Annotated in this window: 11 protein-coding genes and 2 tRNA genes; 4 read left to right on the top strand and 9 right to left on the bottom strand. The window is 69.6% G+C overall.

Features of this window, described 5'->3' with window-relative positions; genetic code table 11:
• Positions 1–152 precede the first annotated feature (152 nt).
• Complete coding sequence (locus ABZ154_RS29225; RefSeq protein WP_356837370.1) at positions 153–665, top strand: DUF3515 family protein; 513 nt, start codon at positions 153–155, stop codon at positions 663–665.
• A gap of 737 nt (positions 666–1,402) precedes the next feature.
• Here the strand turns inward: ABZ154_RS29225 and ABZ154_RS29220 are convergent.
• Positions 1,403–1,475, bottom strand: a tRNA-Ala gene (locus ABZ154_RS29220).
• Between the two features lie 179 nt (positions 1,476–1,654).
• Here ABZ154_RS29220 and ABZ154_RS29215 point away from each other — a divergent pair.
• Together ABZ154_RS29215 and ABZ154_RS29210 are read left to right on the top strand one after the other, a co-directional pair.
• Positions 1,655–2,203 carry a DNA-binding protein gene (locus ABZ154_RS29215; protein ID WP_356837369.1) on the top strand — a complete coding sequence of 183 codons (549 nt, stop codon included), beginning with the start codon at positions 1,655–1,657 and terminating at the stop codon, positions 2,201–2,203.
• A 116-nt stretch (positions 2,204–2,319) separates the two neighbouring features.
• Positions 2,320–3,699 (top strand): protein kinase, encoded by a 1,380-nt coding sequence (locus ABZ154_RS29210; protein ID WP_356837368.1) that lies wholly within the window; start codon positions 2,320–2,322, stop codon positions 3,697–3,699.
• A gap of 15 nt (positions 3,700–3,714) precedes the next feature.
• On the opposite strand, the gene ABZ154_RS29205 is transcribed toward ABZ154_RS29210, so the two are convergent.
• Both ABZ154_RS29205 and ABZ154_RS29200 read right to left on the bottom strand, forming a co-directional pair.
• Positions 3,715–5,064: a hypothetical protein gene (locus ABZ154_RS29205; RefSeq protein ID WP_356837367.1), complete on the bottom strand. Its 1,350-nt coding sequence runs from the start codon at positions 5,062–5,064 to the stop codon at positions 3,715–3,717.
• A 353-nt stretch (positions 5,065–5,417) separates the two neighbouring features.
• A complete protein-coding gene (locus ABZ154_RS29200) occupies positions 5,418–5,552 on the bottom strand; it encodes a DLW-39 family protein (RefSeq protein ID WP_219818897.1) in 135 nt (44 codons plus the stop codon).
• Between the two features lie 291 nt (positions 5,553–5,843).
• Here ABZ154_RS29200 and ABZ154_RS29195 point away from each other — a divergent pair, with 291 nt between their 5' ends.
• Positions 5,844–6,215, top strand: coding sequence for a DUF6344 domain-containing protein (locus tag ABZ154_RS29195; protein WP_356837366.1), 372 nt, complete (start codon positions 5,844–5,846; stop codon positions 6,213–6,215).
• 281 nt (positions 6,216–6,496) lie between these two features.
• Here the strand turns inward: ABZ154_RS29195 and ABZ154_RS29190 are convergent.
• From ABZ154_RS29190 to recF, 6 genes are all read right to left on the bottom strand, one after another.
• Positions 6,497–6,570, bottom strand: a tRNA-Ile gene (locus ABZ154_RS29190).
• Between the two features lie 71 nt (positions 6,571–6,641).
• Positions 6,642–7,262: a DUF3566 domain-containing protein gene (locus tag ABZ154_RS29185; RefSeq protein WP_356837365.1), complete on the bottom strand. Its 621-nt coding sequence runs from the start codon at positions 7,260–7,262 to the stop codon at positions 6,642–6,644.
• A gap of 93 nt (positions 7,263–7,355) precedes the next feature.
• Complete coding sequence (gene gyrA, locus ABZ154_RS29180; RefSeq protein WP_356837364.1) at positions 7,356–9,995, bottom strand: DNA gyrase subunit A; 2,640 nt, start codon at positions 9,993–9,995, stop codon at positions 7,356–7,358.
• Between the two features lie 47 nt (positions 9,996–10,042).
• The gene (gyrB, locus tag ABZ154_RS29175) at positions 10,043–12,112 is read right to left on the bottom strand and encodes a DNA topoisomerase (ATP-hydrolyzing) subunit B (RefSeq protein WP_356837363.1); all 2,070 of its coding nucleotides are present in this window, start codon (positions 12,110–12,112) and stop codon (positions 10,043–10,045) included.
• Positions 12,113–12,532: 420 nt separating this feature from the next.
• On the bottom strand, positions 12,533–13,036 hold the full coding sequence (locus tag ABZ154_RS29170; RefSeq protein ID WP_356837371.1) for a DciA family protein: 504 nt from the start codon (positions 13,034–13,036) through the stop codon (positions 12,533–12,535).
• Between the two features lie 119 nt (positions 13,037–13,155).
• Positions 13,156–14,286, bottom strand: coding sequence for a DNA replication/repair protein RecF (gene recF / locus ABZ154_RS29165; protein WP_356837362.1), 1,131 nt, complete (start codon positions 14,284–14,286; stop codon positions 13,156–13,158).
• Positions 14,287–14,293: the final 7 nt, after the last annotated feature.

Genomic DNA, 14,293 nt, shown 5'->3' with positions numbered 1-14,293 from the left:
ACGTGTCCACTGCCTAACCCGGGTCCGCCGCAGACCTTCACCGGTCCTGCGGCGGACCGGCGTTCCCGTCGCGACCGGGCCCCGTGCCTCGGCGGGAAGGAGGCTGGTGTAGCTTCCGATGAACCCTGCCTCCCTCGCGAAAGGCCCCTTCCGTGGTGCTAGCCTCCCGGGCGCGGAGAGCCGCCGTCGCGGTGGCGGCCGGCGCCCTGACCGCGGGTGTCCTGGTGTCGTGCGGGGCGGACGCCCCCGGGGACGGCGTCACCTCCGGACCGCACGCCGGGGACGCCGCCTGCAAGCGGCTCGCCGACCGCTACCCGGACCGCCTCGGCGGCCAGGAGCTGACGTTCACCGACCGCCCGGGAGTCGCGGTCTGGGGTGACAACACGATCGTGCTGCGCTGCGGTGTCGACCTGCCCGTGCCCACCACCGACCCGTGCGCGACCGTCGAGGGCGTGGACTGGGTCTTCCGCGAGGACCGCTCCGGGGACGACGGGAAGGTGGTCGTCACCTACGGCCGCGACCCGGCCGTGGAGGCCGTGATCTCCGACCAGGCCGTAGCCGTGGACGACGTCATGGTCGACCTGTCCGCCCTGGTGGAGCCCGTGAAGACGTACACGCAGTGCCTGAACCTCGATGACGTGCAGCCCCCGTCGCCCTCCGGGTGACGGCGTGCGGCCGCCGAGGACGGGTGTTCCCGCATCCCCTGCCCGACATCGTTCGCGTACGCGGGCACCGGCGCGGTGCTCCTCATGCTGCCGGCATGGCCCGTACTCCTGTCGGCACGTATCTCACTCTCCTGCCCTGCCTCACTCCTCTGCCCGGCCTCACTCCTCTGCCCGGTCGGAGTTCGCTGCTCGGCCACCGGATCGGCACGTTGTGTCCGAAGCACGCTCTCGCCCCTCGCGCCCGGAATGACGACGGCTCAGAAATCACTCACTTCGTGGCCTCCATAGCCACCTGATCTTTTCTCGGCCGGCGGCCCACGGCGTCCTAGTCGATGCGAGCGCGAACGCGTTACCGGGAGGGATATCCATATGGCCAGGTCGGCACGGCGGTCGGCAGAGATCGAGGACTCTCTGCAGTCCGTGAGTCTCCTTGCGGCGGCGGTCCGCGACGAAGCCCCGACCGCGGGACCACCCGGGCGGCCAGTGCTTCCCGTACGCCTTCACGAGACACGGAACTCCTCAGCGGACGGGAGATCGCCCGAATGCCTCCGACTCCCGCTTGCCGTTCCGGGCGCCAGCTGAGCGGCGACGGACGACGAAGGTGATGTCCCCGCCCTGTGCTCCATGGTTTCGATGCAGGCCATGAAACGACCGTCATCGACTCGATGTGCCCACCGGCGGAGACAAAAAACACCCCCCTGACCATGTTTTTGCAGGTCAGAGGGGTGTGAAGCGAGTGGAGCCTAGGAGATTCGAACTCCTGACATCTGCCTTGCAAAGGCAGCGCTCTACCAACTGAGCTAAGGCCCCGAGAGAACAGCAAACGAGGACAGCGCCGGACACGTCCGTGCCACAGCCACCGTCGCAGACCAGAGTACCGGGTGCTCCCCCGAATCTTGCAAAAGGATAGGGGCTCCCCGTGGGCGACCACGCTCCGTAAGATGCTGACGAGGTTCGCAGCAGCGAAGCCGCAGCGAAGGGGAGACGCAATGGACGCAGCGCAGCAAGAGGCGACGGCTAGAGCCAGAGAGCTTCAGCGCAGTTGGTACGGGGAGCCGCTGGGGGCGCTCTTCCGTCGCCTGATCGACGATCTCGGCCTGAACCAGGCACGGCTTGCCGCAGTTCTCGGGCTGTCCGCCCCCATGCTTTCCCAGCTGATGAGCGGCCAGCGGGCCAAGATCGGGAATCCGGCGGTCGTCCAGCGCGTCCAGGCACTTCAGGAGCTGTCGAGCCAGGTCGCGGACGGCAGTGTCAGCGCGGGCGAGGCCACCGACCGGATGGAAGAGATCAAGAAGTCGCAGGGCGGGTCCGTCCTGACCGGCACCGGCCAGACCACCTCGACCGGGGGCGCCCCCACCGTCCGCCGCGTGGTGCGCGAGATCCAGTCCCTGCTGAGGTCGGTCTCGGCTGCCGGCGACATCATCGATGCCGCCGACGCCCTCGCCCCGACCCACCCGGAACTGGCAGAGTTCCTCCGGGTGTACGGAGCCGGCCGCACCGCGGACGCGATCGCGCACTACGAGGGACACCAGAGCTAGCGGCTCGGGATCACGACGGCACGACCGTACGACGACGGAGCCAGGGCCTCGCACAGCCGGGTCCCTGGTCCCCGCAGAGCCGCGGCGACAACAGGACTGGGAGCGGGCACAGCGCAATGGGTGAGGTCTTCGCTGGTCGGTACGAGCTGATCGATCCGATCGGACGTGGTGGGGTCGGGGCCGTCTGGCGGGCCTGGGACAACCGGCGCCGCAGGTACGTCGCGGCCAAGGTCCTGCAGCAGAGCGACGCGCACACGCTGCTGCGCTTCGTCCGCGAGCAGGCGCTGCGCATCGAGCACCCGCATGTCCTGGCCCCGGCCAGCTGGGCCGCCGACGACGACAAGGTCCTGTTCACCATGGACCTGGTGAGCGGCGGTTCGCTCGCCCATGTCATAGGCGACTACGGCCCGTTGCCGCCGCGCTTCGTCTGCCTGCTCCTGGACCAGCTGCTGTCCGGGCTGTCCACGGTGCATGCCGAAGGGGTGGTGCACCGCGACATCAAGCCGGCCAACATCCTCATGGAGGCCACCGGAACGGGCCGCCCGCATCTGCGCCTCTCCGACTTCGGGATCTCGATGCGCAAGGGCGAGCCCCGGCTGACCGAGACCAACTACGTGGTCGGCACGCCCGGTTACTTCGCCCCCGAACAGATGATGGGCGCCGAGCCCGACTTCCCCGCGGACCTCTTCGCGGTCGGCCTGGTCGCCCTCTATCTCCTCCAGGGCCGGAAACCCGACTCCCAGGCGCTGGTCGAGCACTTCGCCGCCCATGGCACCCCGGGCGCCCCCGACGGCATCCCCGAGCCGCTCTGGCAGGTGCTCGCCGGGCTGCTGCAGCCGGACCCGCAGGCCCGGTTCCGTACGGCTACGGGTGCGCGCAAAGCCCTCACCGCGGCGGTCGAAATGTCGCCCGAGCCCGGTCCGGACGACGAGCCGGTGGAGGTGTTCGACCAGATCGGGCCGCTGCCTGCGGGGTTCGGCCCCGACGGCCCCGTAAAGGCACCGCAGGCATCCGGCGCACCACAGACACCGCAGGCACCACGGGCACCTCAGCCAGCTCAGGCGCCCGTATCGCCACCACCGCCCGTCTCCATGTCGGAGACCGGCAGCTTCCACCTGGCGCCCCCGCCCCAACAGCAACAGCCCCCGCAGACCCCGTTCCACCAGCCCACGCCCGCCCCCGCCCCGCTGCCCTCCCGGCCCGCTGCCCCGTCGCCATCCCCGTACGCCGCCGGAGCCCCGGACCTCTCCCAGGCGCCGACCTCCGGCGTACCGTACGACGCCTCGGCCACCCGGCCCTACACCGCCCAGCAGCAGCACCAGCCACACCACCAGCAGCCCCTCGCGGCCCACGCCGACCACGCTCCGGCGCACGCCCCCGCCCCCGTTCCCGTACGGCGGACGCGGCCGGGACCGCCCCCGAAGGTGGCGGTCCCGGTACTGGTGGTCGCGCTGATCTGCTTCGCGGTCGGCATCTGGGCGCTGACCCAGATGTGACGGGCGGCCGGGCCGTCACCAGCCCTGTTGCGGCGGTCCTTCGAACGGTGGCTGCTGGTGGTGCCCCGGGCCGGCACCGCCGACGGCGGCCGCGCGGCGGCGGGCCAGCAGCGTCCAGGCACCGAGGCCGAGCACCAGCACGGCGCCCGTTCCGATCGCCCCCGCCGCGACGACCTGCATCGTCGCGCTCTTCGCGGCCTTCGGAGCGCTGTCGCCGCTCTGGGCCAGCTCCTTGTCCTTTTCGGTCACCGCGAAGATCCCGGGGTCACCGTCGTACGGCGATTCACCGGCCGTGTTGTTCACCTGGACCGACAGCGTCAGCACGATCGGGTCGTCGCCGTAGCTCGCGGCGACCTTCGGGCTGAGCGTCACCGACAGGTAGTACCAGCCGGCGAAGCGCAGGGTGCTGACCTGCGAGCTGTAGTCGTACCGGTTGCGGTACGCCACCGGCGGCAGCGGCCTCAACGCCGTGCTAGCGGACTTGCCGGAGTACGAGAGGGATGTGTCCGTGATGTGGCCCTGGGCGGGGTTGTCCAGCGACAGGGTGAGCGCGTTGCCGACGAACTCGGTGGCGTCGACCGTGGTGTTGCTCAGCACGGCGGAGGCGTAGATCTGCTGCCCCCAGTCCACCGGCACCCGGTAGAAGCGGGTCTGGCCCGGGGCGATCGCGTCGATCCACTCGCCGGTCTCCAGGCTGGTGGCGTCGTAGTAACTGCTGCCGCCCGCACGCTTCCGCGCCTCGACGTCCAGGGGGGCGGGCGTGGCCGAGGGCCAGTCCTTCGGTGCCGTGGTCTCCGAGGGCCCGCCGCTCTTCAGCGCGGGCTCCTCGACGAAGCGCAGCTCCAGGTTCCAGGCCTCGGTGCTGGAGGTGGGCTTGCTCTCGCGCTCGACCAGGACGTCGTAGGGCCCGGCGTCCTTGCAGGTGGTGCTCGTTCCCTTGCCGATGGTCCGGTGGGCGTACGCCGCGATCGGCCGGGGGGTCTCACCCGAGCCGAACGTGGTCTGGTTCGAGCTGCACCGGGCGTCGTTGAGGGTCCGGATGCTGACGGTGATCCCGTCCCCGAACGCCACCGAGCCACCGCTCTTCGGCACCGCGACGGCCGAGACGTAGGCGTCGGTGAGGCTGTCGAGCCTGACCCGGTAGTAGAGCTTCTCGCCCGGCTCGATGGAGCTGCGGTACACCGCCCCCGGCTGCAGGACCGACGCCTCGGCGTTGCGCTCCGCGCCCTGCACGTTCTTCGCGGCGGGGTCGAAGGCGTACGCCGGCGGGCCGGCCGCGTACGCCTGTCCCGGCAGCGCCACCACCGCGCACATCGCGGCGAGTGCCGCCAGAATCGCCCGCCCCCTGTTGCGCTGCCTCTTCACACGCTTCCCCCTCGTCGTCCGCATGGCCGCCCTGCGACGGCTGTGTACGAAGCGGGCTCCCCCCGGCCGTGATCACCAGGGCGCCCGCACCGGCAGCGACCGCAATGCCGGTCCATCCTGCCCCGCCCACACCGCTGCTGTCTCCGGCCACAGCCAAATTGCCCTTCTTGTCCGCGTTCCCGCTGCGGCCGCACCCTCGGTCCATTTGCTTAAGCAAGCTGCCGATTTGCTCAGGTGAACGCAAGGGAGAGGTATCACGGTCACGCAACAGCACGGGTGTCACCGCCGGACGCTCCGGACAGCACGAAGCCCCGGCCGCTCAGCGACCGGGGCCCGTAACAGACTGTGCCGTCTCACACACCCGGACCTGCGGGCACGGAGTCGGTTGCCTCCGTCCACAGGTCCTGCTCGGCGCGATCCGCCTGGATCTGGCGGTACACGAGGAGTCCGCCGATGGCAGCCAGTGCGACCAGGAGAAGCTTCTTCACCGCGCGACCTCGTCTTTCCTTGGAATAGGGGCCTTCTGTCGCCGACTATACACACCGGCCGATACCGATCGGTGACCTGCCTGGAACCCAAAAGCGGCCCGCTTCCGGCGCCCCGGCAAGGCCCGTTCCGACCCCCGTGACGCGTTCCGGACGGTCCGTCAGGCCCGGTTGCACCATACGAGTGGTGTTCATCTGAAGATCGGCGCAGTACGGGCGTCGCTCCCCGGAAACGCTCCCCGGATCCACATGATCGGAGAAGTCAGCAACCGGACCACCCGAAAGCGAGGGGCCATGAGCACCTTCCAGCCCAAGAACCTCTGGACCGCCTTCATCACCGCCTTCTTCGCCCTGCTGGCGTCCCTGGGTCTCGCCACCGCCACGGCGAGCACCGCGAACGCCACGAACGCCGCCGCGCAGCCGAGCGTCACGACCCACGAGCACACGGGTGCCACAGCGGCAACCCCAGTCGCTCCCTCGGTCCGATGGACCCTTCCGCGTGACCGGGCCCTGCCGCCCACGATGAAGCAGCGCATCCGGGCCGAGGCCCACGGCTCCTCCCCGGCCACCCGCCACCTGTCGGCCGACCCGACGGCCGCGACCCGCACCACCGGCGCCTCCCACCACACGGCCCCCGAAGGCGACTCCCCGGTGCCGCCCCCCTGATCCCGGCGCCCACCGCACTCCGGGGCCCCTGGCCGGTTCACACCGGCCGGGGGCTTTTCCGTGTGCCCGGGCCCGGTGCCGTTCACGCGGGCACTGCCCTGCCGCGCGACCGGAGACCTGTGCCGTAGGAGGAGCCCGTGCCGTGCGAGGAGGGGTTCCGCCGCCGTACAGCACAGGCCTCCGATGCCCCTGCGCCCGTACACCCCGTACACCGGTCCCCCCGCGCCGGCCCGCCCAACGCGAAGACCCCCAGCCACTGATGACTGGGGGTCTTCGTTCTGTGGGGCTAACAGGATTTGAACCTGTGGCCTCATCCTTATCAGGGATGCGCTCTAACCAACTGAGCTATAGCCCCGCCGCGCTCTCGCGCTGACTTCTGAAGATTAGCGCACGTCGGGGCCAGTCCCAAAATCGATACCCGGCGCGCTACTCGTCCTCGGCCAGCGTGAGCTCGACGCCGCCCACGAAGCCCGCCGACAGGTTGTAGATGAAGGCGCCCAGCGTCGCCAGCGCGGTGGCCAGCACCACGTCGATCACGGCGATGACCGACGTGAAGATGAGCACGCGCGGCAGCGAGAGAAACGACTGCAGATCGAAGCCGTTGCTCTCGTTCGAGCCGGTGGCCTCGCTGATCGTGCCGCCCACGGTGGAGAAGACGCCCATCGCGTCCATCACCATCCACAGGACCGCCGCCGCCACCACCGTGCAGATGCCCAGGGCGATCGACAGCAGGAAGCTGACCTTCATCACCGACCACGGGTCGGCCTTGGCCACCCGCAGTCGGGCCTTGCGGGTACGCGGAGTGGTCCGCGCCCCCGTACGCGGCTTACGCGTCGCCTGGGCACCGCCCACGCCCTGCGCGCCGCCCAGAGTGCCCCCACCCTGCCCGGGGCGCTGCTGGCCGCCCTCGGTGCCACCCGCCGGCGACGGGTACGCCTGAGGCGGGTGGTACGGCCCCGACGGCCCCGGTGCGGGCTCACGCTCGCCGGGCAGCGGCCCGGTCGCGTAACCCTCGTACTGGGGCTGAGGCCCTCGTGTGTCCGTCACAGTGCCCCCTTGGGAGTCCGTGGCAGGGCCACGGGCACCGTTCGCTCCTGTTCCGGAAGCGGCCGAACCGGCGCCCGTGGCTCCACTCACGCTCTACTCCTCGTGCTCCCCGGTCGAAGGCTCCGTGCCCTCGACAGTGCCCTCTACCACGCTCTCGGCGTGGACCTCGGCCGTCTCGCTCTCAGCATCATCGGCCCCATCGACCTCTTCCGCCTCACGACCGGCCTCGGCATTGCGCGCGATGCCGACGACGGCATCCCGCTTGCCCAGATTGATCAGTTGAACGCCCATGGTGTCACGGCCCGTCTCCCTGACTTCATTGACTCGCGTACGAATCACACCACCTCCGAGCGTGATGGCGAGGATCTCGTCCGTCTCCTCGACCACCAGCGCACCGACGAGCGAGCCCCGGTCCTCGACGATCTTGGCAGCCTTGATGCCGAGGCCGCCGCGGCCCTGGACGCGGTACTCGTCGACGGGGGTCCGCTTCGCGTACCCGCCGTCGGTTGCGGTGAAGACGAACGTACCGGGCCGGACGACATTCATCGAGAGCAGTTCGTCTCCCTCACGGAAACTCATGCCCTTGACGCCCGAGGTGGCACGGCCCATCGGCCGCAGCGCGTCGTCCGTCGCGGTGAACCGGATCGACTGAGCCTTCTTGCTGATGAGCAGCAGATCGTCCTCCGCCGACACCAGCTCGGCACCGATCAGCTCGTCGTCGCCGCCGTCCGGCATCTCGCGCAGGTTGATCGCGATGACACCGCCCGATCGAGGCGAATCGTAGTCCTTGAGCGCGGTCTTCTTCACCAGGCCGCCCTTCGTCGCCAGGATCAGGTACGGCACGGCCTCGTAGTCGCGGATCGCCAGGATCCTGGCGATCTTCTCGTCCGGCTGGAAGGCCAGCAGGTTGGCGACGTGCTGGCCGCGCGCGTCCCGGCCGGCGTCCGGGAGCTCGTAGGCCTTCGCCCGGTAGACGCGGCCCTTGTTCGTGAAGAACAGCAGCCAGTGGTGCGTCGTGGAGACGAAGAAGTGGTCGACGATGTCGTCTTCCTTGAGCTTCGTTCCGCGCACCCCCTTGCCGCCGCGCTTCTGCGAGCGGTAGTCGTCCGTCTTCGTGCGCTTCACATAGCCGCTGCGGGAGATCGTGACGACGATGTCCTCCTCGGCGATCAGGTCCTCGATGGACATGTCACCGTCGAAGGGCACCAGCTTGGAGCGCCGGTCGTCGCCGAACTTCTCGACGATCGCCGCGAGTTCCTCGCTGACGATCTGGCGCTGCCGCTCGGGCGAGGCCAGGATCGCGTTGTACTCGTTGATCTTCGCCTGGAGCTCGTCGTGCTCGGCAGTGATCTTCTGGTGCTCCAGCGCGGCGAGCCGGCGCAGCTGCATCTCCAGGATTGCGTTCGCCTGGATTTCGTCGATCTCCAGCAGGCCCATCAGGCCCTCACGCGCGATCTCCACGGTGTTGGAACGCCGGATGAGGGCGATGACCTCGTCGATGGCGTTCAAGGCCTTCAGGAGGCCGCGCAGGATGTGCGCCCGCTCCTCCGCCTTGCGCAGCCGGAACTTCGTCCGACGCACGATGACCTCGATCTGGTGCGTCACCCAGTGGCGGATGAACGCGTCGATCGACAGCGTGCGCGGGACCCCGTCGACGAGCGCCAGCATGTTGGCGCCGAAGTTCGACTGGAGGTCGGTGTGCTTGTACAGGTTGTTCAGGACGACCTTGGCGACCGCGTCGCGCTTGAGCACGACGACCAGGCGCTGACCCGTCCGCGAGGACGTCTCGTCCCGGACGTCCGCGATGCCGCCGACCTTGCCGTCCTTGACCAGGTCGGCGATCTTCTGCGCGAGGTTGTCGGGGTTGGTCTGGTACGGAAGCTCCGTGACGACCAGGCACTGGCGGCCCTGGATCTCCTCGACCGCGACGACCGCGCGCATCGTGATGGAGCCGCGCCCGGTGCGGTACGCCTCCTCGATGCCCTTGCGCCCCACGACCAGCGCGCCGGTCGGGAAGTCGGGGCCCTTGATGCGCTCGATCAGCGCGTCCAGCAGCTCCTCGTGCGAGGCCTCGGGGTGCTCCAGGTACCACTGGGCACCGGCGGCGACCTCGCGCAGGTTGTGCGGCGGGATATTGGTCGCCATGCCGACCGCGATCCCCGCGGAGCCGTTGACCAGAAGGTTCGGGAAGCGGGCCGGCAGGACCGTCGGCTCCTGGTTGCGGCCGTCGTAGTTGTCCTGGAAGTCGACGGTCTCCTCGTCGATGTCCCGGACCATCTCCATGGACAGCGGCATCATCTTGCACTCGGTGTACCGCATGGCGGCGGCCGGGTCGTTGCCCGGGGAACCGAAGTTGCCGTTGGAGTCCACCAGCGGCATGCGCATCGACCAGTGCTGCGCGAGGCGCACCAGGGCGTCGTAGATGGAGGAGTCGCCGTGCGGGTGGTACGTACCCATGACGTCACCGACGACGCGGGCGCACTTGTAGAACCCCTTCTCGGGGCGGTAGCCGCCGTCGTACATCGCGTACAGCACCCGGCGGTGGACGGGCTTGAGACCGTCCCGTACGTCGGGCAGTGCACGCGAGACGATGACGGACATCGCGTAATCGAGGTAGGAGCGCTGCATCTCCGTCTCGAGCCCGACGGGCTCGACACGCATGCCCACACCGGGGACGGTGACTTCCTCGGGCGTCATGGGTTCAGGTGTCACAGGGGTGTTCTCGTCGGCCATTGCTGGTCAAAGTCCTTTCGAGCTGCGGCGTCGCTGGTACGGCCGACTCAGATGTCGAGGAAGCGGACGTCCTTGGCGTTGCGCTGGATGAACGAGCGCCGTGCCTCGACGTCCTCACCCATGAGCACCGAGAACAGGTCGTCGGCCTGCGCCGCGTCGTCCAGCGTGACCTGGCCGAGGACCCGGTGGTCGACGTCCATGGTCGTGACGCGCAGCTCTTCGGCGTTCATCTCGCCGAGGCCCTTGAAGCGCTGGATCGAGTCTTCCTTGATCCGCTTGCCGTTCTGCTTGCCGAGCGCCACGAGCGCGTCGCGCTCGCGGTCCGAGTACGCGTACTCGAAGTCGTCCCGGCCCCACTTGATCTTGTAGAGCGGCGGGCGCGAGAGGTAGACGTTGCCCTGCTCGACCAGCGGTCGCATGAAGCGGAAGAGGAAGGTGAGCAGCAGGGTGTTGATGTGCTGGCCGTCGACGTCGGCGTCCGCCATCAGAATGATCTTGTGATAGCGGAGCTTCTCGATGTCGAAGTCCTCGTGGACCCCGGTCCCGAAGGCCGAGATCAGCGCCTGGACCTCGGTGTTCTGCAGGATCTTGTCGATCCGGGCCTTCTCGACGTTCAGGATCTTGCCTCGGATGGGCAGGATCGCCTGGTACATCGGGTTGCGGCCGGACTTCGCCGAACCGCCGGCGGAGTCACCCTCGACGATGAAGATCTCGCACTTGGTGGGGTCGTTCGACTGGCAGTCGCTCAGCTTGCCGGGCAGCGAGGCGCTCTCCAGGAGCCCCTTGCGCCGCGTCAGGTCGCGCGCCTTGCGGGCCGCCACGCGGGCGGTCGAGGCGGCGATGCCCTTGCGGATGATGTCGGCGGCCTCGTTCGGGTTCCGGTCGAACCAGTCCGTCAGCTGCTCGTGGACGACCTTCTGCACGAAGGTCTTGGCCTCCGTGTTGCCCAGCTTGGTCTTCGTCTGGCCCTCGAACTGCGGCTCGCCAAGCTTCACCGAGATGATCGCGGTGAGGCCCTCGCGTACGTCCTCGCCGGTGAGGTTGTCGTCCTTCTCGCGCAGCAGCTTCTTCTCGCGCGCGTACCGGTTGACCAGCGACGTCAGGGCCGCACGGAAGCCCTCCTCGTGCGTACCGCCCTCATGCGTGTGGATCGCGTTGGCGAAGGAGTAGACCCCCTCGGTGTACTGCGTGTTCCACTGCATGGCGATCTCGGCCGAGAGGAGACGGTCCTTGTCCTCGGCCTCGATGTCGATCACCGACTGGTGGATGACGTCGCCCTTGCGGGAGTTGAGGTACTTGACGAAGTCGACGATGCCGTTCTCGTAGTGGTACGTGACCGTCCGGGTCGACTCCTCCTCGGGAACCTCGACGGCCTCGGCGCTGTCGGCGCCCGCCGTGGCCTTCGCCGACTCGCGCTCGTCGGTCAGCTTGAGGGTGAGGCCCTTGTTGAGGAACGCCATCTCCTGGAAGCGGCGCGAAAGCGTCTCGAAGCTGTACTCGGTGGTCTCGAAGATGTCCCCGTCGGCCCAGAAGGTGACCGACGTGCCGGTCTCGTCCGTGGCCTCGTGCTTGGCCAGGGGGGCCGTCGGGACGCCGAGCTTGTAGTCCTGGGTCCAGCGGTACCCGTCGGTCTTGACCTCGACGGCGACCCGGGTGGACAGGGCGTTGACGACGGAGACACCGACGCCGTGGAGACCGCCGGAGACGGCGTAACCGCCGCCGCCGAACTTGCCGCCCGCGTGCAGCACGGTGAGGACGACCTCGACGGCCGGCTTGCCTTCGGACGGCACGATGCCGACCGGGATGCCCCGGCCGTTGTCGATCACGCGCACGCCGCCGTCAGGGAGGATCGTGACGTCGATGGAGTCCGCGTGACCCGCCATCGCCTCGTCGACCGAGTTGTCGACGACCTCCTGCACGAGGTGGTGCAGGCCGCGCTCACCGGTCGAGCCGATGTACATGCCAGGTCGCTTGCGGACCGCGTCCAGCCCTTCCAGCACGGTGATCGCGCTGGCGTCGTACGAGGCTGTGACCTCGTCCGGCTCACCGGCTGTGGACGGAATGTTCTCGTTGGGGTTGCCGGAATCGGCCACGAAGCGCCCTTTCTGGCACAGCACAGGCCGTCTTCCGGACAGGCGGGAGCGGCTGCGTCGTTCGGCTTGTATCGACGACTCCCGCCTCAGCGGCGGGATTACTCACCAGTCTACCGGTAGCACTGACATGAATGGGGGTTTGCCGGTACCTGAGTACGCATGTGCCGCCCTGAATCGCCGGTTGACGACTCCCCATATTCAGGGAGGGGCCCCAAGAGGCCCTGACGGGCATTGAGCCCTTCGGCCTGTCAACCTCCCGCTACGGTGGGGGACGCTCCGGCCGCACCTCCTGGTTTCCGCCTGTACGAACCGCGGACAACCGGGAGTTCCGGACCGTCCGAAACTCCTTGCGCAAGCATCAGGGACACGACAAAATTCAGCCAAAAGCGCAGCTCAGGGTCGAGGAGCGACGGTCCGGTCAGCAGCCGGAAGGCAGCGTGGCACTCATCCGTAGGTGTCCCCGGGCCCCTTGCTGCCGGGCGCCCGCAGCGGCCCGAACCGGCGCTCCGGGCCCCCCGGACCGAGCACCTTGATCATCCGTACGGTGCCCTGCCCCAGATCCGCGTTGAGCCGGGCCACCAGTTGCGGGGCCAGCAGCCGCAGCTGGGTCGCCCACGCCGTGGAGTCGCAGGTCACAGTGAGCACCCGCGCGGCCGGGTCCTCGTCGTAGCGCAGCGGCACACAGTGGTTGGCCAGATCGTCGCCGACGATCTGCGGCCACCGCCCCATCACACCGCCCACCGCCGCCGGGGTCTCCCAGCCGCGTTCGGTGATCAGCCGGTTGATCGCGGAGCCCAGCGGCTGCGGATCGCGGCCGTCCGAGCGGGCCCCGGAGCGCAGCCCGCCGCCCCGCCTGGCCTGCTTCTTCTGCTGGGCCGCCGCACCCCGCGCCCTGGCCTGCTCCTTCGCCGCACGCAACGCCACCCGGGCGAGGTCGACCCCGGACACCTCGGGCGGCGCCGGGGCCCCTGAGGGCTCGGAGTTCCCGGCCGGCGACGGCGTACCCGCTGCCCCGGCGCCCGTACCGTCCGTACGGGAAGCGCTCCCCGGCTTCTCGCCCCGGCCGGTCATACCCGCTCCACCTCGCCCGCCGACACCGCGCACCGCGCACCCGCCAGCACGCCCGGCACGTCCTCCGCCACCGCGGCCGTCACCAGCACCTGCTCGCCCGGGGCCACCAGCTCCGCCAGCCGCTCCCGGCGGCGGGCGTCCAGCTCGGCGAAGACGTCGTCCAGGACCAGCACCGGCTCGTTGCCCTCGGCGCGCAGCAGCTCGTAACTGGCCAGCCGGAGCGCCAGCGCGTAGCTCCAGGACTCCCCGTGGCTCGCGTACCCCTTCGCGGGCATGGACCGCAGGCCGAGCACCAGGTCGTCCCGGTGCGGGCCCACCAGCGTCACGCCGCGCTCGATCTCCTGCTTGCGGACCCCGACGAGCGCCGCGGTCAACTGCTCGTACAGCTCCTCGCGGGTGCTCGCCGGGTCGATGTCCTCGCCCACCGAGCTGCGGTACTCCAGCGTCACGGGGCCGCCGCCGGGCGCCACGTCTCCGTACGCCTTGTCGGCCAGCGGCTGGAGCGTGGCGATCAGGTCCAGGCGCTGCGCGAGCAGCTCGGCGCCGACCCGGCCCAGGTGCTGGTCCCAGACGTCGAGCGTGGACAGGTCCATGGAGCGGCCACCGTGCCGGCGCGCCATGGCGGCGGACTTCAGCAGGGTGTTGCGCTGTTTGAGCACCCGCTCGTAGTCGGAGCGGACCCCGGCCATCCGGGGCGAGCGCGCGGTGATCAGCTCGTCCAGGAACCGCCGCCGCTCCCCGGGGTCGCCCTTGACCAGGGCCAGGTCCTCCGGCGCGAACAGCACCGTCCGTACGATCCCGAGCACGTCACGCGGTCTGACCTGCGAGGACCTGTTGATACGGGCCCGGTTGGCGCGGCCGGGGTTGAGCTCCAGCTCGATCAGCTGCGAGCGCTCGCCCTGGGTAACCGCCGCGCGGATCACGGCCCGCTCGGCGCCCATCCGCACCAGGGGGGCGTCCGAGGAGACCCGGTGGCTGCCGAGGGTGGCGAGATAGCCGACGGCCTCGACCAGATTGGTCTTGCCCTGCCCGTTGGGCCCCACGAACGCGGTGACGCCCGGGTCGAGAGGGACCTCGACCCGGGCGTACGAGCGGAAGTCGGCCAGCGAGAGATGGGTGACGTGCATGGTGGCC

This window comes from Streptomyces sp. NPDC006261 (assembly GCF_040613515.1).
Classification (GTDB): Bacteria; Actinomycetota; Actinomycetes; order Streptomycetales; family Streptomycetaceae; genus Streptomyces.
This window is presented reverse-complemented; position numbering and strand designations above follow the sequence as displayed.